Origin of the sequence: Shimia sp., from assembly GCF_039969785.1 — a bacterium.
In the GTDB taxonomy this organism is placed as follows: domain Bacteria; phylum Pseudomonadota; class Alphaproteobacteria; order Rhodobacterales; family Rhodobacteraceae; genus Shimia.
The window spans coordinates 70,599-89,916 of sequence record NZ_JBDVNC010000033.1 but is presented as its reverse complement, the minus strand read 5'-3'; the positions used below and the strand labels follow the sequence as shown (position 1 = coordinate 89,916).

General features: G+C 55.8%; 14 protein-coding genes. 7 read left to right on the top strand and 7 right to left on the bottom strand.

Features of this window, described 5'->3' with window-relative positions; genetic code table 11:
- Positions 1-37 precede the first annotated feature (37 nt).
- Together ABJI08_RS14790 and ABJI08_RS14785 are read left to right on the top strand one after the other, a co-directional pair.
- Complete coding sequence (locus tag ABJI08_RS14790; protein WP_348309593.1) at positions 38-1,045, top strand: ABC transporter permease; 1,008 nt, start codon at positions 38-40, stop codon at positions 1,043-1,045.
- Positions 1,038-1,949: an ABC transporter permease gene (locus ABJI08_RS14785; protein WP_348402609.1), complete on the top strand. Its 912-nt coding sequence runs from the start codon at positions 1,038-1,040 to the stop codon at positions 1,947-1,949. Before ABJI08_RS14790 ends, ABJI08_RS14785 begins: the two co-directional genes overlap by 8 nt.
- A gap of 85 nt (positions 1,950-2,034) precedes the next feature.
- Here ABJI08_RS14785 and ABJI08_RS14780 read toward each other — a convergent pair whose 3' ends face one another.
- The 4 genes from ABJI08_RS14780 to ABJI08_RS14765 all read right to left on the bottom strand — a co-directional run bounded on the left by ABJI08_RS14780 (position 2,035) and on the right by ABJI08_RS14765 (position 7,206).
- Complete coding sequence (locus tag ABJI08_RS14780; RefSeq protein ID WP_348402608.1) at positions 2,035-3,315, bottom strand: DUF3422 domain-containing protein; 1,281 nt, start codon at positions 3,313-3,315, stop codon at positions 2,035-2,037.
- 283 nt (positions 3,316-3,598) lie between these two features.
- On the bottom strand, positions 3,599-5,032 hold the full coding sequence (locus ABJI08_RS14775; RefSeq protein WP_348402607.1) for an NAD(P)(+) transhydrogenase (Re/Si-specific) subunit beta: 1,434 nt from the start codon (positions 5,030-5,032) through the stop codon (positions 3,599-3,601).
- Between the two features lie 13 nt (positions 5,033-5,045).
- Complete coding sequence (locus ABJI08_RS14770) at positions 5,046-6,617, bottom strand: Re/Si-specific NAD(P)(+) transhydrogenase subunit alpha (protein ID WP_348402606.1); 1,572 nt, start codon at positions 6,615-6,617, stop codon at positions 5,046-5,048.
- A gap of 136 nt (positions 6,618-6,753) precedes the next feature.
- The gene (locus tag ABJI08_RS14765) at positions 6,754-7,206 is read right to left on the bottom strand and encodes an isoprenylcysteine carboxylmethyltransferase family protein (protein ID WP_348402605.1); all 453 of its coding nucleotides are present in this window, start codon (positions 7,204-7,206) and stop codon (positions 6,754-6,756) included.
- Between the two features lie 348 nt (positions 7,207-7,554).
- Between ABJI08_RS14765 and ABJI08_RS14760 the strand changes: the two genes are divergently transcribed.
- Both ABJI08_RS14760 and ABJI08_RS14755 read left to right on the top strand, forming a co-directional pair.
- On the top strand, positions 7,555-8,307 hold the full coding sequence (locus tag ABJI08_RS14760) for an SDR family oxidoreductase (protein WP_348402604.1): 753 nt from the start codon (positions 7,555-7,557) through the stop codon (positions 8,305-8,307).
- A 486-nt stretch (positions 8,308-8,793) separates the two neighbouring features.
- A complete protein-coding gene (locus tag ABJI08_RS14755; protein WP_348402603.1) occupies positions 8,794-11,148 on the top strand; it encodes a Hint domain-containing protein in 2,355 nt (784 codons plus the stop codon).
- Here the strand turns inward: ABJI08_RS14755 and ABJI08_RS14750 are convergent.
- The 3 genes from ABJI08_RS14750 to ABJI08_RS14740 form a co-directional block, all read right to left on the bottom strand.
- Positions 11,135-11,914: a gamma-glutamyl-gamma-aminobutyrate hydrolase family protein gene (locus tag ABJI08_RS14750; RefSeq protein ID WP_348402602.1), complete on the bottom strand. Its 780-nt coding sequence runs from the start codon at positions 11,912-11,914 to the stop codon at positions 11,135-11,137. The two genes, ABJI08_RS14755 and ABJI08_RS14750, sit on opposite strands and share 14 nt — an antisense overlap.
- Before the next feature lie 67 nt (positions 11,915-11,981).
- The gene (locus tag ABJI08_RS14745; protein ID WP_348402601.1) at positions 11,982-12,407 is read right to left on the bottom strand and encodes a heme-binding protein; all 426 of its coding nucleotides are present in this window, start codon (positions 12,405-12,407) and stop codon (positions 11,982-11,984) included.
- Positions 12,408-12,480: 73 nt separating this feature from the next.
- Positions 12,481-14,628, bottom strand: a complete 2,148-nt coding sequence (locus ABJI08_RS14740) for a malate synthase G (RefSeq protein WP_348402600.1) — start codon at positions 14,626-14,628, stop codon at positions 12,481-12,483.
- A 215-nt stretch (positions 14,629-14,843) separates the two neighbouring features.
- On the opposite strand from ABJI08_RS14740, the gene pepN reads away from it, so the two are divergent.
- From pepN to ABJI08_RS14725, 3 genes are all read left to right on the top strand, one after another.
- Positions 14,844-17,429: an aminopeptidase N gene (gene pepN, locus ABJI08_RS14735; protein WP_348402599.1), complete on the top strand. Its 2,586-nt coding sequence runs from the start codon at positions 14,844-14,846 to the stop codon at positions 17,427-17,429.
- 3 nt (positions 17,430-17,432) lie between these two features.
- On the top strand, positions 17,433-17,861 hold the full coding sequence (locus tag ABJI08_RS14730) for a hypothetical protein (RefSeq protein ID WP_348402598.1): 429 nt from the start codon (positions 17,433-17,435) through the stop codon (positions 17,859-17,861).
- A 108-nt stretch (positions 17,862-17,969) separates the two neighbouring features.
- Entirely contained in the window at positions 17,970-19,274 is a 1,305-nt protein-coding gene (locus tag ABJI08_RS14725) for a hypothetical protein (protein WP_348402597.1), read from the top strand.
- Positions 19,275-19,318 lie beyond the last annotated feature (44 nt).

The window sequence follows — 19,318 nt, the reverse complement described above, 5'->3', positions numbered from 1 at the left end:
AACGATAAAAAGACACTGACGCATAAAGGCGCCACATATGCTGACCTTCACCATTCGACGTCTGATCCTCGCGGTCCCGACGCTTTTGTTTATCAGCCTCGTCATCTTCCTGTTGCTGGAACTGGCGCCGGGCGATCCGATGGCACAGGTCCCGCTGACCGTGCCCCCCGAAGTCAAAGAAAAGATGCGCCTCGCCCTTGGCTTGGGCGAACCGATGTACATCCGGTTCTGGAAATGGCTGGTGCAGTTCTTCTGGATCGAACCGCAGGTTCTGATCGACCATTACTTTGGCACCGCTTTTGCAGAAGGCAAACTGCGCGTTATCAGCTGGCAAACCCGCTCACCTGTCATGGACGTTGTGGTTCAGCGCCTGCCCCAGACGATCTGGGTTGTTGGTATGTCCTATATCGTCGGCATCCTGATCGCCCTGCCCATCGGCATCTATTCGGCTTACCGCCAATATTCGATCTTTGATCAGGCCGGAACGTTTATCACCATGATCGGCTATTCGATCCCGCCCTTCTTTACCGGGCCTCTGGTGATTGTGATCTTTTCAGTGCAGCTGGGCTGGTTCCCGTTCATCTATGACACGACACATGTAGTGAACGACTGGGACAGCTTTGTGTATCAGCTCCGACAAATGATCATGCCGGTGATGGTTCTGGCCCTGCAAACCACCGCCCAGATCAGCCGCTATATGCGCGCTTCGATGCTGGACAACCTCAATCAGGACTATGTGCGCACCGCCCGCGCCAAAGGGCTGTCAGAACGGGTTGTCGTACTGGTGCATGTGCTCAGAAACTCGATGATCCCGGTTGTCACCGTGATCGCCTTGGGGCTGCCTGCCATCTTTGGCGGTGCCATCATCACCGAACAGGTGTTCAGCGTGAACGGCATCGGCGCACAGCTTATCGGCGCCATTCAGGCCAATGATCTGCCCACAGTGCAAACCCTGACCTTTATGTTTGCCTTCCTGATCGTGTTCTTCAACCTGATTGCCGACGTGCTCTACGGCGTGCTCGACCCGAGGATCCGCTATGACTGATACAAGTAACACGGAACCCACCACCCCACAGCGCAGCCAATGGGTGGATGTCTGGGACCAGTTCAAAGCCCACAAGGGCGCCATGCTCGGCGGAATCATCTTTATCGTGATCATCCTCGGGGTCTTTATCGGCCCGTGGCTCTGGCCCTATGACGCTCAGTTCATCGACATCCGGTCCCGCAACCAGGGGCCTTCTCTGGCGCATCCTTTTGGCACCGACCAACTGGGCCGTGATACAATGGCGCGGATGATGGCAGGCGGTCAGACATCCATCTCGGTTGGCCTGACAGCGATGCTGCTGGCGCTGGGTCTGGGCAGCTTTGTTGGTATCACCGCCGGGTTTTTCAAACGTCTCGACGGCCCGTTGATGCGCCTGACCGACCTGTTTCTCGCCCTGCCTATCCTGCCGCTCCTGCTGGTGATGATGCTGTTGTTCCGCGACCCGCTGTCATCGGCCGTTGGCCCGGAACGTGGCATCTTTATCCTGATCGTGATCGCCATCGGCATCACCAGCTGGATGCCAACCGCGCGCATTGTGCGTGGTGATGTTCTGGCGTTGAAGGAACGCGAATTCATCATGGCGGCCCGCTCGATCGGTACGCCAAATTCACGCATGATCACCCGGCACATCCTGCCCAATGTTCTGTCGCCCATCATGGTCTCGGCAACGCTGGGCATTGCCAACGCGATCATCACCGAATCCGCGCTGTCGTTTCTTGGTCTGGGATTTCCACCAGATTTTCCCACATGGGGGCGCTTGCTGAATGACGCAACGCAATACCTGCAGGACTACCCGGAACGTGTGTTTTGGCCCGGCCTTGCGATCTCGCTGACAGTGCTCAGCGTGAACTACCTTGGCGATGGCCTGCGCGACGCGCTTGACCCGCGCATCCGAGGTCGCTGAAAACCGCGCTTCAGCTTTTAAATCAAAACAGGCCGGATCGATCGATCCGGCCTGTTTCTTTGTAACAAAGCGCAACAGTCACCAATCAGTGCATGCGCGCCTTGATCCGCCGCACCATCCACCACACGGTCAACACAACCGGCACAGTCACAACAGCCGTCAACACGCCCTTGCTGATACCTAACGGCCCGGTCAACGGGTACGCCACATAGCTGGCCAGCGACACGGCGTAATAGCTGATCGCCACCACAGACAGCCCCTCAACCGTTTCCTGCAAACGCAGCGCCAGATCCGCCCGGCGATCCATGCTTTCCAACAACGCCTGATTTTGCGCTGACCGAGCCACATCGACCTTGGTCCGCAGCAATTCACCCGCCCGCATCGCCCGTTCTGCCAACGCCTCCATGCGCGTTTTTGTCGACGCCACTGTACGCATCGCCGGATCATACCGACGCATCATGAACTCACCAAAAGTCTGACGCCCCTCAAACCGGGCTTCCCGCATGACTTCGATACGCTGATTGACAATCGCCTCATAAGCGCCCGTCGCGCCAAACCGGAACGAGCTTTCGGCAATCATGTTTTCCAACTCAGCCGAGGTTTGCAGAAGGGCATCAAGAATATCCGCCGACGGCACATCCCCTTGGGTAATTTCCGCCATCATCCGGTTCAACCGCCCTTCGATCTCTCCCATGCTGCCCGACAAGGCCCGCACCCGCGCAAACCCCATCATCGACGCGGTTTTATAGGTCTCAATCTCGCACAGCCGCTGAACAATCCGGCCAATCCGCCGGTCATCTGTGCCCGGTGACACCAGTGCGGCAATACGCATATGCCCGGCTGAATCGATGCGAAAATCCGATGCGACAACCGCCGCCTCATCCAGAACATCCGAAACCGCCAAACTCTCCGGGACAAACCAATCTGCCAACCGGTCCACCACTGCATCACGATCCGGGCGCGGCTCAACACGGATCAGCGCAGACGTCATGCGCACCCCCGGCGCAGCGTGCAACCAATCCTCCGGGAAAACTTCGAACTCTGCCGGATCAAATGCCCTTGCGCTCAGCCCCGGCGTGAAAATTGTATAGGTCACAAATTCAGTGTGCTGTTCCCACTTCAGAAAATGACGCCCAATCTGCCCGGAATAATGCGTCGCGCCGGGCTGTGGATGCGGAGCGCCGTGACGGTCCAGCAAATCCACCAGATGCGCCAGATCCTGCGCCCTGTCCCGCACCACGGCAGCATCGGCTTGCTTCACCGCCAGAAACGCAGCTGTGCACGGCGTCGTCAGCGTTGGAAACGGACGCGCGTGTAATTCATTGGCCAATCGATAGCGTAACGGGTGATCTTCAATTGTATGCATCGCGCGTCTCCGGTCTTTTCGGCAACCTACCGTTTTTGACCTCCATGTAAAGAAAAATGTTATTTTTCAATATGTTAGCGGAATACAACTGTATACATACGCGCAACCCTCTGCAATTCATCGATTTTATTCGGGTGGCCGATGATCCTGCATGGGCTGAAATGACCTTTCGGCCAAGGTCTGAACAGGACCGGACAGCCTGCCGAAATAAAAAAGCGCCCCAAAAATGGGGCGCTTTTCCGATTTTCAGTCAGATGGGAAACGACTTCCCGTCAGAACCTGATCAGTCAATCAGTGTCAGCAACTTATCAAGGCTGGCTTTCGCATCACCATAGAACATGCGCGTGTTCTCTTTAAAGAACAGCGGATTCTCGATACCGGAATAGCCCGTACCCTGACCACGTTTAGACACGAACACCTGCTTGGATTTCCAGCATTCCAAAACCGGCATACCGGCGATTGGGCTGTTGGGATCTTCCTGTGCAGCAGGGTTCACGATGTCGTTTGAGCCGATCACAATCGAAACATCCGTTTCCGGGAAGTCATCGTTGATCTCGTCCATTTCCATCACGATGTCATAAGGTACCTTCGCTTCGGCCAACAGCACGTTCATGTGCCCCGGCAGACGCCCGGCAACCGGGTGAATGGCAAAGCGTACGGTTTTGCCTTTGGCACGCAAACGACGTGTCAGCTCGGCCACGTTCTGCTGCGCTTGTGCCACGGCCATGCCATAGCCCGGAATGATGATCACACTGTCAGCGTCTTCCAACGCCGCAGCCACACCATCAGCCTCAATCGCAATCTGCTCGCCTTCGACTTCCATCGCGGGACCAGTTGTGCCGCCAAAGCCGCCCAAAATGACCGAGATAAAGGACCGGTTCATCGCCTTACACATGATGTAGGACAGGATCGCACCAGACGAACCCACCAGCGCGCCAACCACGATCAACAGATCGTTGCCCAGGCTGAAACCAATCGCCGCCGCGGCCCAGCCGGAATAGCTGTTCAGCATCGATACAACCACCGGCATGTCGGCACCACCGATGCCCATAATCAGGTGATACCCGATGAACAGCGCAGCGGCTGTCATCACCAACAACGGCAGCAAGCCACCAGTGTTAAAGTACCAGATCAGCGCCAGTACCGAAATTGCCGCCGCTGAAGCATTCAGCAAATGGCCACCCGGCAATTTAGTTGCGTTCGATGTCAATTTGCCAGCCAGCTTGCCATAAGCCACAACAGAGCCGGTAAAGGTCACAGCACCGATAAAGACGCCGAGGAACAATTCAACCCGCAGGATCGACACCTCTACCGACGATTTATGCGCCAGCAATGCTGCAAATCCTTCAAGCCCTTCGCGTGCTTCATGGCTCAGCGCCATGACGTTGCCCAGCTCAATATGCGCAATAAAGCCCACAAACACAGCCGCAAGACCCACCAGAGAGTGCATCGCAGCTACCAGCTGAGGCATCTCGGTCATCTGCACGCGAGTTGCCACGACATAACCAATGGCGCCCCCGCCTGCGATCAGAACGATCGACAACCACCACAGACCGGCACCGGGGCCAATCAGCGTGGCAAACACCGCCAGCGCCATGCCGACAATGCCGTACCATACGGCGCGTTTCGCGCTTTCCTGACCTGACAGACCGCCAAGCGACAGGATGAAGAGAACAGCTGCAACCACGTAGGCTGCTGTTGTAAATCCGAATTCCATGATCCCGACCCCCTTAAGATTTCTGGAACATGGCGAGCATGCGCCGTGTCACGAGGAAGCCACCAAAAATGTTGATCCCGGCCATAAAGACCGAAAGCGCGGCAAGCAGGATCACCAGGAACGACCCGGAGCCGATTTGCATCAGCGCGCCCAAAATGATGATCGAAGAAATCGCATTCGTCACCGCCATCAGAGGCGTGTGCAGGCTGTGCGCCACGTTCCAGATCACCTGGAACCCAACAAACACGGCCAGAACAAACACGATAAAGTGCTGCATAAAGCTGGCAGGCGCGACAAGACCAACCGCAAGGAGAAGCCCGCCACCAACAGCCAACAGAGTAACCTGCTGCTTGGTCTGCGCTTTAAACGCGGCCACTTCGGCGGCGCGTTTTTCTTCCGGGGTCAGTTCCGGCACAACCTCTTTGGGCTTGGCCGCGATGGCCTGCACCTTAGGCGGTGGTGGCGGGAAGGTGATCTCACCTTCAAACGTCACAGTCGCGCCACGGATCACGTCGTCTTCCATGTCGTGATTGATCTGACCATCCTTTTCAGGGGTCAGGTCGGTCAACATGTGACGAATGTTTGTCGCATAAAGCGTCGATGCCTGCGCACCCATCCGGCTTGGGAAGTCGGTATAGCCGATAATGGTCACACCATTTTCGGTCACGATCTTCTCATCCATGACGGTCAGCTTACAGTTGCCGCCTTTTTCCGCCGCAAGGTCCACAATCACGGAACCGGGCTTCATCGCTGCGACCATATCTTCGGTCCACAACTCTGGCGCTTCGCGGTTCGGGATCAACGCTGTGGTGATCACAATGTCGACTTCCGGGGCCAGTTCACGGAACTTGGCCAACTGGGCTTCGCGGAACTCAGGAGACGACACAGCAGCGTACCCACCGGTGGCGGCTCCGTCCTGTTGTTCCTCTTCAAAGTCGAGATAGACGAACTCGGCGCCCATCGATTCGACCTGTTCGGCCACTTCGGGACGTACATCAAACGCCAGCGTGATGGCACCAAGGCTCGTCGAGGTCCCGATCGCGGCCAGACCGGCCACACCGGCACCAACCACCAGAACTTTGGCCGGGGGCACTTTACCCGCGGCTGTGATCTGTCCCGTAAAGAACCGGCCAAAATTGTTACCCGCTTCGATAACGGCGCGATACCCGGCGATATTGGCCATCGACGACAGCGCATCCATCTTCTGAGCGCGGCTGATACGTGGCACCATTTCCATAGCGATCACGTTGGCACCTTTGGCCTTCGCGGCCTCCATGCCATCTTCGTTTCCGCCCGGATTAAAGAATGAAATCAGCGTCTTGTCTTTTGTCAGACGCTTCAGCTCGGTGGCATTGGGCTGACGCACCTTGGCGACGATATCGCATGCTTTCCAAAGCGCGGCTGCGGTTTTTAGAACCTCGACGCCTGCGGCTTCGTATGTCGCATCCGAAAATCCGGCATTGGCCCCCGCGCCGCTTTCGATGGCGCATTCATATCCCAGTTTCTGAAGCTGTTTGGCAGAGTCCGGCGTCATCGCGACACGGTTTTCTCCAGCAAACACCTCCTTTGGTGTTCCGATTTTCACGTTTCTTTTCCCCCTTCGGTGAAAGAGCAGGATTGCTGCAAGCAGCGAATGCCGCACTTGCATAAATTTTTATCGCGCATACGGATGTTGCACAAGCAACGTTGGTTTTTTCCCGTATTACTACGTCGCCTTTCTGTTACATCCATCGGCGCACCTTTTGTTCGTACCGCGCGAAATCCGCACGAAACTTGCGCCGTAAACGATCTTCTTCCGATATGACAAAGCGTCGCTCGATAACCCAGACAAAGGTCGGTACCAACACAAGTGCCAGAACCGCGTCCCAATACAGAATGAACCCGGTCAGGATCAAAGCGTCACCCAAATAGATCGGATTGCGTGACTTTGAGAATATTCCGCTCTGCACAAGGCGGTCAGCCTCAAGATGCGGAATAATCGTGGTTTTCTGACGCCGCATTTCGCTGGCCGCCAGCACGATCAGGATCAAGCCCGCCCCAATCAACAGACCCGCGACAAGGTCCGTCACTCCAGTCTCCAGGCTCAGCCCGAACGACAAAAAACGGGCCTGGCTCCATGACAATGCTAAAAACGCAGCAAGCCAGACCGGAGGAATATCCAACCAGCGTAACATGTTAAACAATTTCCTGTGCACAAGGACATGCCCGATATCCATGGCGAAACAGGTCGGTGGCGCGCACCTGCCTGTGTTCTGTCGCTTTGGAGTCTAAAAGCATGTGCCGCTATTACCAGCAATTGACGCGAAGGCAAGCCGCCAAGGCGCCACATGTCACCAAATGCCTTCTCTTCGGCGCGCATAGCCGTCTTTTACGCCTGTTGGCCGCTGTGTTTTGCCTCTCTCGGTGTCCATTCATTATTCGCGGGCGCAATCGTTCGCGTGACGCTGCGCGCCTTTGTGCCCATTCTTCTTGCGCGCCGCCCCTGCCCCAATAAGCTGTGCGCAGACAACAGGGAGAGAGACATGCATCTGCAAGGCAAACATGCGCTGGTCACAGGCGGCGGCACCGGCATTGGATTGGCCATCGCGCGCGCACTGGCCGAAGACGGCGCGCACGTCACCATCACCGGACGCCGTGCAGAGGTCTTGCAGGACGTTGCCACAGATCTTCTGCACCCGCTGGTGATGGATGTGCGCGACGAAAGCAGCATCGTACAAGGCGTGGCTGACGCCGTTGCCGCGCGCGGACCAATCCAGATTTGCATTGCCAATGCAGGCGTGGCCGAAGGTCGTGCGCTGCACAACACGGATACGGAATTCTGGGACAATATGATCGCGACCAACCTGACTGGCGCCTTTCTGACAGTCCGCGAGAGCTTTGACTCGATGTTCAAGACCGATTGGGGTCGTGTAATTATCATCTCATCCATCGCAGGCGTGCGCGGTCTCAAGGGCGGCATGGCCTATTCCGCGACCAAACACGGGGTCATCGGTATGATGCGTGCGCTGTCCGAAGATTATCAGGGCACGCCATTTACGTTTAATGCAATCTGCCCCGGCTATGTCGAGACAGACATCATTACGCGCAATGTCCAGTCCATCAAAGACCGCGCCGGGGTCTCGGAAGACGAAGCGCTGAAAATAATGGTCAGCGCCAATATGCACAAACGCCTGATCGCTCCAGAAGAGATTTCCCAGGCCGCACGTTGGTTGTGCGGCCCCGGTTCCGGCAGCGTCAACGGCCAGACGATCAAAATCGCAGGCGGCGACATCTGACCGCGCAGCGTTTCTGACACCTAGCACCTGCTGACAGCCGCGCACCGTTTCGGGTGCGCGGCTGTTTTCAATTGCGCGCATTACCAAAATGAAACCGACGCAATACCGACAGAAAACCGACGCGCTGCCGGCACCGAATTGACAGCCGTCAGCCACGAACCACGCAGCAACCGCCGCCATTGTTTCCCGCCGGTTTACAATACGCCATTTGCTTCGATTTCATTGACGCCGGATCCCGCCGCAGCTGCCCAAACAAGGCGAAACCTGGGCATCGGCTGGGCATCCGGTACAACCGAGGCTTGTGAGACCCATTTAATTTCATACTTTCAATACCTTAACCCTTCAGATTAAGGCGACGGCGCCCGCCTGAATGACGGCTCTGCTTCAAAATGATCGCAATTGTCTCAAACTGTTGCCCAACGTTTCCAGCATCTTAGGGGCAATCGACTTACGGGCGCAGACCCGAGGCGAGGCTGGAGTAGAACAATGCCGTCAGGTTATTTAGTACAGCTGGGAAACTATTCCCTGGACGTCAGCGACACGATCGTTGACCCCATCGTCACGTTCACCACAGACACTGTCATCGGCGCCGGCAACTGGGAATGGTCCGGAACCTGGTCGGGCATCACCTTCACCAACGAAGCCGAACCGGGTGTGTACTACGCTGCCACCGATGGAAACGTTTATTTTGTACCGGACTACGGCCCTGTCGATACCCTGACCGCATCAACCGTGACCAGCGCTCCGTCTTACACAACGTGGGATGGTGTGATCGACGGGAGCGATCTTGACGATGTCATCGATGTTACATTCACAGACAACAATGGCGACGTGGTTGACGGTGGCACAGGTACAGGGACCGGCGGCCTCGACGATTCGATATTAGCCGGAGAAGGTGATGACACTGTTGCGTCAGGCCTTGGTAACGATACGGTTTTCGGTGGCCTTGGTGCAGACAGTATTGATGCCTCAGATGGTGATGATGTTGTCTACGGCGACTCGGAGCTTTCGGTCAGCCAAGAGTTTAATTGGTCAGATCAAGGTGTTGATGGCGCTGATGTCTTTTCCGGGTTTACTCAGAACACCGGAGAGATCGATGTCAGCGTTTCGTTTTCTGACATTGGAAATAACAGCGCTGAAGCCAATATCGAAACAACCGACACCATTTATCAGGCTCCCGGCGAGAGTTTCGATCAAAACTCGTCGCTGAGGCTTTTTGGAAATGGCGACGGGTCGACTTCGACGACGACGCTCAACTTCGCAGCCGCTTCAGGCAGCCAGGTTGAAGACGAAGTCACTAACGTTAGATTTCGCATCTCCGACATCGATTGGGGGAATGCAAACCATCGCGACATCGTCACGGTTAACGCCTATGACGCAGATGGAAATGCCGTAACGGTTCAGATTACGCCGGGGTCCAACGACGTTGTCTCTGGCAATACAATCACAGCTGGGGATTTAGGCGAATCTCAGGCGGATGCTTCTGGATCGGCCCTGATCACGATTGAAGGCCCGGTCGAAGAAATCGAGATTATCTATGAAAATGGGCTCGACGGAACTCAGGCAGTTTGGGTGTCCGATATTACCTTTGATGCTGTCTACGATGGGGACGACGACAGCATTGATGGTGGCGCAGGCAACGACACGGTATTTGCAGGTGGCGGCGACGATACGATCATTGGTGGATTGGGCGATGACTCACTCGTCGGCGGGTCCGGCGATGATCTGATTTTTGGCCTCACCGGAGATGACACGTTAGAAGGCGGCACAGGCAATGATACGCTTTTTGGCGGTGCTGACGACGATCTGTTGGATGGCGGAATCCACGAAGACGAGCTTTATGGCGGGTCAGGTGCGGACACACTGCTGGGCGGAAGAAACGACGATACGTTATCCGGTGGCGCTGGCGCGGACAGCCTGGAAGGCGGCGATGGCGACGACACGCTTTATGTCAGTCAAGGCGATGAAGCCTACGGCGAAAACGGCGACGACCTTTTTGTCATAACTGACACCGGCGACACGGGCACAATCGTAATTGTCGGTGGCGAAGGCCGCGAAACCAATGGCGATACACTTGACCTGAATGGTCTGGCGGATCGCTCAACTCTGACAATCACCAACTCCGATGACAGCAATGGTGGCCTTAGCGGTACTGTTGAGCTTCGGGATGGCACGCTTGTTCAGTTCTCGGAGATAGAAAATATCGTGTGTTTTACCCCTGGTACCCGCATTTTGACGGAACATGGCGAACGTGAGATCGAAACATTGCGCCCCGGCGATATGGTCATGACCAAAGACGAAGGTTTGCAGCCAATCCGCTGGATCGGAGACCGCACTGTACCCGCCGATGGACGGTTTGCACCCGTCGCCGTAACCTCCGCGCTGTTCCCCGAGGCCAAACGCACGTTGCTGGTTTCACCCCAGCACCGCTTTCTTGTGTCCGACTGGCGCGCGGAACTGATGTTTGGAGAACGTGAAGTTTTGGTTTCCGCAACCCACATGGTGGATGACGAACGTGCATTCGCCCTGCCCCGCAGCTTTGTCACCTATATTCATCTGATGCTCGATCGTCATCAGATCATCTATGCCGAAGGCGTCGAGACCGAAAGCTTTCATGCCGGGGACATTGGGATAGCCGGTCTGAGCGACATGGAACGCGAGGACATGATGCAGGAATTTCCCGAACTGCGCACCGACCTGTCCGCCTATGGTCCAACTGTGCGCCGATGCCTAAAACGACATGAGGCCGACGCCATCTTGTCAACAAATGGCGCCACATACCCTCGTAGCCCGCGTCGTGTCGCGGCCCCTTCGGTCGGCGCAAATCTCAGGCTGATCTGAGCATCGAGAAGGCTTGACGTCCATCCGCCCATGAGTGCACTGCCGCGCCGAACGCTTTGAACAAAGGTCGAGAAACGGGATCGTTGACCGCGTCCCATTCCGGATGCCACTGAACCGCCAAAGTGAACCCGGGAGCGCCTTCAATGTAGGTTGCCTCTGGCGTGCCATCTGGTGCATGCCCGTCGATCACAACGCGTGAACCAGCGTGCTTGATACCCTGCCCGTGCAACGTGTTGGTCATCACGGTTTGTGCCCCCATCAGACGATGGAACACGCCGTTTTCTGAAAACGACACCGTATGGCGCAATGCAAATTTTTCTTCCAGAGTTCCTTCGGGTGGCATGCGATGATTGTCCCGCCCGGGTAAGTCCCGAATTTCAGGAAAAAGCGATCCACCCATGGCGACATTCACTTCCTGAAACCCGCGACATATGCCTAAAAACGGATGCCCGCTTTCGACGCATGAGCGCACCAATGGCAAGGTAATCGCGTCGCGCGCCCTGTCAAAAGCTCCATGCGCCTCGGTCTCGGCCTCACCGTATTCTTCAGGGTGCACATTGGGCCGCCCACCCGTCAGGATAAAACCGTCGCACCTTTCCAACAGCTCAGGCACCGTAACAAATCGCGGATCTGCCGGAATAAGCAAGGGCATGCATCCGCTTACCCTTGCAACAGCTTCAGAATTCATCGTCCCACCGGCATGCGCCGGGTATTGGTCGTTGATCAGGTATTGGTTGCCAATAATGCCGACGACAGGCCGTGCCATTCAAAGCCTCTTTTGTGTTTACCTGTCTGCAACATAGGCGCGACGGGACAAATGCAAAAGCCCTAAGTCACGCCTGCCCTTCAAGACCTGCGGCTTCGATCCCTGCCAACGCAGCGGTTGCATCATTTTCAGACGTATCGCCCGTAACACCAACCGCACCGATAACCGCGCCTTTGCGGTCTCTGACAAGCACGCCGCCCGGTACAGGAATAACCTGCCCGCCATAAACACCGTTCAACGCTGCACCAAAATGCGGGCGGTCAATCGACACCTGTCCGATCACGGAACTGGGCGCACCAAACATAACCGCACCATAGGCTTTACCATGGGCGATCTGAAACCGACCCGGCGATGCACCATCTTCGCGTTCAAATGCCTGCAGATGGCCACCGGCATCCAAGACCACAACCGACAATGGATTTAGCTCCATATCCCGGCCTGTTTGCAAAGCCTTGCGAATGATTGCACGGGCTTTTCTCAGCGATATTGACATGGTCAATCCTTTCACTTGATTTAGTTTGTTTCGACCCGTTCCCGAAGCTTCAAAATGCTTCAGGAACAAAGATTTATAGAGTGGACTTCAGCTCCAGACGTCGTGCGTGCAACACAGGCTCTGTGTACCCGGATGGCTGCAGTCGTCCTTTGAACACCAGATCACATGCCGCCTGAAAGGCCACGCCGTCAAATCCCGGCGCCATCGGCTGATAAAGCGGGTCAGCCTGATTTTGACGATCCACGACACCAGCCATCTTCTGCATCGCCTGTATAACCTGTGCTTCGTTGACAATGCCGTGGTGCAGCCAATTGGCCAACGCCTGACTGGAAATCCGGCACGTGGCGCGGTCTTCCATCAAACCAACATCGTGAATGTCTGGCACTTTGGAACACCCGACACCCTGATCCACCCAACGCACAACATAGCCCAAAATACCCTGGGCGTTGTTTTCGATTTCTTGTGCAATGGTTTCATCGCTCAGGTTTTCACCGCCCAACAGCGGTATGGTCAGCAAATCCGCCAACGAGCCGCGTTCGCCGCCCGCCTTGATCTCATCCTGACGCGCCAGAACATCAACGTCGTGGTAATGCATCGCATGCAGTGTCGCGGCTGTGGGTGATGGCACCCAAGCACAATTGGCCCCGGATTTTGGATGTCCGATTTTCTGCTCCAGCATCGCTTGCATCAGGTCCGGCATGGCCCACATGCCCTTGCCGATCTGCGCCTTGCCCTGCAATCCACAGGCCAGACCAATATCAACGTTGCGATCTTCGTAGGACTGAATCCACTTTGTGGTCTTCATATCGCCCTTACACAAAAAGGCCCCTGCCTCCATCGACGTATGGATTTCATCGCCGGTGCGATCCAGAAACCCGGTGTTGATAAAGGCAACCCGGGATTTCGCGGCCCGAATACACTCTTTCAGGTTCACGCTGGTGCGGCGCTCTTCGTCCATGATGCCCATTTTCACAGTGTTGCGCGGCAGCCCCAGAATGTCCTCAACCTTGCCAAAAATCTCATTGGCAAAGGCAACTTCTTCGGGGCCGTGCATCTTGGGCTTTACGATATAAACCGATCCGTGTTCCGAATTGCCGCCTTCTGCCTTCAGATCATGCATGGCGATCATAACAGTGATCAGCGCATCCATCAGACCCTCGCCAATTTCACCTCCATCCCGATCCAAAATGGCCGGGTTCGTCATCAGATGGCCGACATTGCGCACCAACATCAACGACCGGCATTTCACAGTAAAGGGGCTGCCGTCGGGCGCGGTATAGGTGGCGTCGTTATAAAGCTTACGGGTAAAGGTCTCGCCGTTTTTAGTGACGTCTTCGCTCAGATCGCGCTTCATCAGACCAAGCCAGTTGGAATAAGCGACAATTTTGTCTTCGGCATCAACACAAGCAACGGAATCTTCGCAATCCATAATCGCCGACATAGCGGACTCAATCGCCAGAGCAGCAATGCCAGCCGCATCTGTTTTGCCCGGCCCAACCTCTGGGTTGATCAGAATTTCAATTTTCAGACGATTGTTTTCCAACAACGCACCGCGCCAGCCATCGGATTCCATATGACCCAGATACTGGGCTTTGTCGGCCAATCCGACAGGCCCATCCGCCGTTTTAATCTCAAGCGTCTCGCCTGCCTGAATATCGGTCACATCGGCCCATTTTGCACCGTTCAGCGGAACAGCACCGTCGAGAAACGCTTTGCCCCGGGCAATCACCCGTGCGCCGCGATCTTCGTCATAGTCTTTACCCGATGGCAGGTCGCCCAATGCATCTGTTCCATACAGGGCGTCATAAAGATTACCCCAACGCGCATTGGCAGCGTTCAGCGCAAACCGTGCATTGGTGATAGGCACAACAAGCTGCGGCCCCGGCACCGTGGCAATTTCGGGATCCACATTTTCGGTTTCAATCGCAAAATCCGGTCCCTCTTCCACGAGATACCCAATCTCTCGCAGAAATGCCTCATAGGCCGCCGCATCATGGGCTTTGCCTTTGTTGCTCAGGTGCCAACCGTCCAGCTTTTGTTGAATGGCTTCACGCTCGGCCAGCAATGCCCGGTTGCGTGGTCCAAAATCATGCGCCAGCGTGCTCAGCCCTGCCCAAAAACGATCCGGCGTCACATCTGTTCCGGGCAAGGCCCGCTGTTCGATAAAGTCGACCAGGCTTTCAGCCACCTTAAGCCCGTGTTTTTCGATCCGCGTCGTCATGTATCACCTTTGTTGTGCACCGCTGTATACCTTCCCCTTAGATCATGGGTTTCCTTGACGCAACAAAACTGCGCCATTGATTTGACCAAAGACATTTTATTGATTTTCAAGAAACCGGGCGAACAGTTTCATGAAATGCCTAGCTTTCGCATGGCCCCTTGCGGGTGCGCGACGATGCGCTACATCTGGGGCAGACACTTTTACAGGATGGTTTCATGCGCGACGATACTCCTCAGACGATCTATCTTAAGGACTACAAACCTTTTGGCTGGATTATTGACGACGTCCATCTGACCTTCCGATTGCATCCAACGGCCACGCGGGTGATCTCAAGAATCCGGTTCCGCCCTGATTACGACGTACCCGACCGGCGCTTTTTCCTGCATGGCGAAGGTTTGAAACCGATTTACAACAAGGTTGATGGCCACGAGGTCACGTTGCGAACGGTTGACGGCGGTATCGAGGCTGACGTGCCCGACGCGCCTTTCAACTGGGAATCAGAGGTTGAAATCAATCCTTCGGCCAACACCGCGCTTGAGGGGCTCTACATGTCAGGCGGCATGTATTGCACGCAATGCGAGGCCGAAGGGTTCCGCAAGATCACATGGTATCCTGATCGCCCGGATGTGATGGCGCAATTCACCGTCCGCATCGAAAGCACAACCGACCATACACCGGTCATGTTGTCGAACGGCAACGGGATGTATGACGCACAGGATCAAACCCGGTCACCAGCATCAAACCTGACCATCTATCAGGATCCGTGGCCAAAACCTGCCTACCTTTTTGCATTGGTCGCGGGCGATCTGGTCGCCCATCAGGACAGTTTCACCACCATGTCGGGCAAGGACGTGAGCCTTGCCATTTGGGTCCGTCCGGGAGACGAGCTCAAATGCGGGTATGGTATGGAAGCGCTCAAGAAATCCATGAAATGGGACGAAGATGTCTATGGGCGTGAGTATGATCTGGACGAATTCAACATCGTTGCCGTGGATGATTTCAACATGGGTGCTATGGAAAACAAAGGGTTAAACATCTTTAACTCGTCTTGTGTTCTGGCCAGCCCGGAAACATCCACGGACGCCAATTTTGAACGCATCGAGGCGATCATTGCGCATGAATATTTCCACAACTGGACGGGCAATCGCATCACTTGTCGAGACTGGTTCCAGCTGTGCCTCAAAGAAGGTCTGACCGTCTTTCGCGATCAGCAATTCACGGCGGATATGCGGTCGGCGTCCGTGGCGCGTATCTCAAATGTACTTGCCCTGCGCGGGCGGCAATTCCCCGAAGACCAGGGACCGCTGAGCCACCCGGTTCGGCCCGAAAGCTTTCAGGAAATCAACAACTTCTATACATCCACGGTGTATGAAAAAGGCGCCGAAGTCATCGGTATGCTGAAAACGCTGGTGGGCGACGACGCATATTCAGAGGCACTCGACCTCTATTTTGAACGCCATGATGGCGATGCCGCCACGATCGAAGACTGGATCGCGGTGTTTCAAGACTCCACCGGGCGCGATCTGACGCAATTCCAACGATGGTACGCGCAATCGGGCACGCCGCGCGTCACGGTGCGCGAGGAATATGACGGCGATACTTTCACCTTGCATCTGTCGCAATCAACGGCCCCGACCCCGGGTCAAACAGACAAAGACCCACAAGTGATCCCCGTGGCCGTCGGCCTGCTCAACCCCAACGGGGACGAGGTACAGCCCACGACAATTCTGGAACTCACCGAGCCAGAGCAAAGTTTTGCCTTCCCCGGTCACGCCACCCGTCCGGTGCCCTCGATCCTGCGGGAATTCTCTGCCCCGGTCATGCTTGAGCAAGAGATCGACAATACCCGGCGCGCTTTTTTGCTGGCCCATGACACCGATCCGTTTAACCGGTGGGAAGCTGGTCGAATGCTCGCTCAAGACTCTTTGCTAAAAAGCGTCACAGACGGCGCGGTGCCGTCAGCAGCCTATCTTGAGGGCCTGAAAACCGTGTTGCAGGACGACACTCTTGATGCGGCCTACCGCGCCCTGATGTTAGGGCAACCGACCCAATCAGAACTGGCGGCATTACTTAGCGAAAACGGGCATACGCCCGATCCCGAGGCCATTCATACAGCCAGCGAAGCGTTGCGCGACGCCAAGGCGACGCATATTTCCGACATCCTGCCCGACCTGTATGCCCGTCATCAGGTAAGCGGCCCGTTCTCTCCCGAGGCCGGACCCGCAGGCGATCGTGCCCTGTCAAACGCGGCGTTGGCGCTGATCACGCGCTCCGACAGCGGCGCAACGGCAGCCAATCAATATTCCAGCGCTGAAAACATGACCCAACAGCTTTCCGCGCTTGGCGCACTAATCGATGCAGGTCAGGGTCAGGACGCCCTGAATGCCTTTTACGATCAATGGCGCGATGATCGTCTTGTGATCGACAAATGGTTCAGCCTTCAGGTTCTTCACGCCAAACCAGAGGACGCAGCCGAAACGACGCGCCGGCTGACCAATCACATGGATTTTGACTGGAAAAATCCCAATCGGTTCCGCGCTGTTATGGGCGCCCTTCAGATGCATCATGCCGGGTTCCACCATCGCGGCGGCGCCTCCTACACATTGATGGCCGACTGGTTAATCCGTCTGGACCCTGTAAACCCCCAAACCACGGCGCGCATGTGCACCGCTTTCCAGACATGGCGTCGCTATGATCAGGAACGTCAGGACCTGATCAGGGGTGAACTTGACCGGATCGCGGGGCAAGCTGGCCTGAGCCCGGACGCGACCGAAATGATCACTCGCATCCGGGGTGCTTGAGGCTTGGTCGCGCCATTGACCCACCGCAACGAAGGTCGCAATCCGCGCACCTTTGGCGCGCTTGCATTGGCGGCTCTTTTGCTGCTGTTTTTGTACAGTATCGGGACGATGACATGGGTTTTGATTCTGCTTTCGCTGTTTGCCATCCCGGCCTTTTTTGACGTGTTGCTGAACCCGGTTGCCACATTTGAGCTAAATGATCGACACTTGTCCTGGAAAAGCGCAACCCAAACCGCCGAAGTAGGGTTGGACAAGATCGCCTCTGCGCGCTTTGACACCCGGCTGGACGTTTCTGTTCGCGTTTCTCTGACGTTAGAAGACGGCTCTAAGATGCGGATTCCACAAGATGTTTTGCCGTCGCACAAAGCTCTGGAAGAAGCGTTCAAGGAACGAGGTATCAAAACCGAACGCCACCATTTCAGGGTGATATGACACATTTTTGCACAATCGCACCCCTGACCTTATGATTTCAATTTGGTGCCCTTTTTTAGCCTGAAACAGGTTTCATAGTGTTTGCAACTACAGGAGCAGACCGACAAAATGAAACTCTTTTCATCAGACAAAGAAGGTGCGTCCGGCGTCGCCGCCCCGGCACTTCAGATGTTGACGCGAAAGCTGCCAATTGCGCGTCGTGCTAAGGGTGAACCTCTGCCTGAAGAAGGCAATCATACGTATCGCGATCTGCAGGAACGACTTCTGATTCCCGTCAACACCGCAACTGCAGATCAGGTCGAAAGCGAGGCTACTCGCGAACGCGGTTTGTTTCTGGCCCGTCAGGAAATGTGGGAAGAACTTGAAGATCTGATTCGGACACATGATCAGAATCGCGCCACCACAAAAGCAGGCACGCCATTGTCGGATCTGATGGTGTTTGGCGCACGTTCCGATGTGGTTCGCGCCGCTGAACACGCCCTTTTGCATGGAAGCCCGGCCAAAGACGCTGACTTCTTTGCCGGCATCGAAGCACTGGAATACGTGCTCGAAGACTTCCCTGACAGCTATGCGCTGGCACTGGTTGTCGCGCATATGCATATCGACATCGGTTGGGCCTGGCGTGGTGCCGCCGCCAAAGAAGACGTACGCGAGATCAACCGCGAGGCGTTTCAGGCACATTTTGACCGGGCTTCCGACATTCTGGACCGGTTTTGCCCCAAAAAGTATCACTCGCCCGCCCTTTCGGCGGCGCGGTGTGCTTTATTGCCTGGCAACCCGCATCCTGCAAACCGGCTAAGTACCGAATTTGAGTCGCTGATCGCCCTGGACCCCACCAATCCGCGTCACATGCGGGCGCTCGGAAACTATCTTTTGCCGCGCTGGTATGGCGATTTTGAACAGCTCGACCTGCAAGCGCGCCGTGTGGCTGCGCAAACTTATGACATCTGGGGCGCTGGTGGATATGCATGGGTGTGGTTTGACGCGCTTCTTGTCGATCCCACAGGTCTTGAGATGCTGGAGGTCGAGTATTTTCTGGACGGTGTCACGGATGTTCTGGAACGGGTGCAGGATCAACATATTGCCAATCTGATGGCCGCCCACCTGTTCCGCAGCTGGCAAACCGCGCGGGAACAATATTACGACGACGGGTTACGCGAAGATTTACCCCCGGCACTGCGCAAAGGTTTTGACATGGTCGTGCGTGAACATCTGCGCGAAATTCACCCCTTGATCTGGGGACATGCTGAAATTGGCTTTGAAAACACATCCCGGATTATTTCCAAGGAACGTCTGGCACAGAAAGGTAAAGAAATCGCATTGCATGCGGTGGCGATGCCATTCCTGACCAGCCTGCAGGCTGGGCAAACCGTGTATTTCACACCAGACGGCATCACTCAGATCAACCCCTGAGCCGCTCCCCTCTTGCTCCTGCACCTTGGCTGGCCTAGAACGCA

Coding starts and splice junctions, on each gene's coding strand:
- ABJI08_RS14790 (WP_348309593.1), top strand. CDS start 38: ATGCTGACCTTCACCATTCGACGTCTGATCCTCGCGGTCCCGACGCTT.
- ABJI08_RS14785 (WP_348402609.1), top strand. CDS start 1,038: ATGACTGATACAAGTAACACGGAACCCACCACCCCACAGCGCAGCCAA.
- ABJI08_RS14780 (WP_348402608.1), bottom strand. CDS start 3,315: ATGCATACAATTGAAGATCACCCGTTACGCTATCGATTGGCCAATGAA.
- ABJI08_RS14775 (WP_348402607.1), bottom strand. CDS start 5,032: ATGGAATTCGGATTTACAACAGCAGCCTACGTGGTTGCAGCTGTTCTC.
- ABJI08_RS14765 (WP_348402605.1), bottom strand. CDS start 7,206: ATGTTACGCTGGTTGGATATTCCTCCGGTCTGGCTTGCTGCGTTTTTA.
- ABJI08_RS14760 (WP_348402604.1), top strand. CDS start 7,555: ATGCATCTGCAAGGCAAACATGCGCTGGTCACAGGCGGCGGCACCGGC.
- ABJI08_RS14755 (WP_348402603.1), top strand. CDS start 8,794: ATGCCGTCAGGTTATTTAGTACAGCTGGGAAACTATTCCCTGGACGTC.
- ABJI08_RS14750 (WP_348402602.1), bottom strand. CDS start 11,914: ATGGCACGGCCTGTCGTCGGCATTATTGGCAACCAATACCTGATCAAC.
- ABJI08_RS14745 (WP_348402601.1), bottom strand. CDS start 12,407: ATGTCAATATCGCTGAGAAAAGCCCGTGCAATCATTCGCAAGGCTTTG.
- ABJI08_RS14740 (WP_348402600.1), bottom strand. CDS start 14,628: ATGACGACGCGGATCGAAAAACACGGGCTTAAGGTGGCTGAAAGCCTG.
- pepN (WP_348402599.1), top strand. CDS start 14,844: ATGCGCGACGATACTCCTCAGACGATCTATCTTAAGGACTACAAACCT.
- ABJI08_RS14725 (WP_348402597.1), top strand. CDS start 17,970: ATGAAACTCTTTTCATCAGACAAAGAAGGTGCGTCCGGCGTCGCCGCC.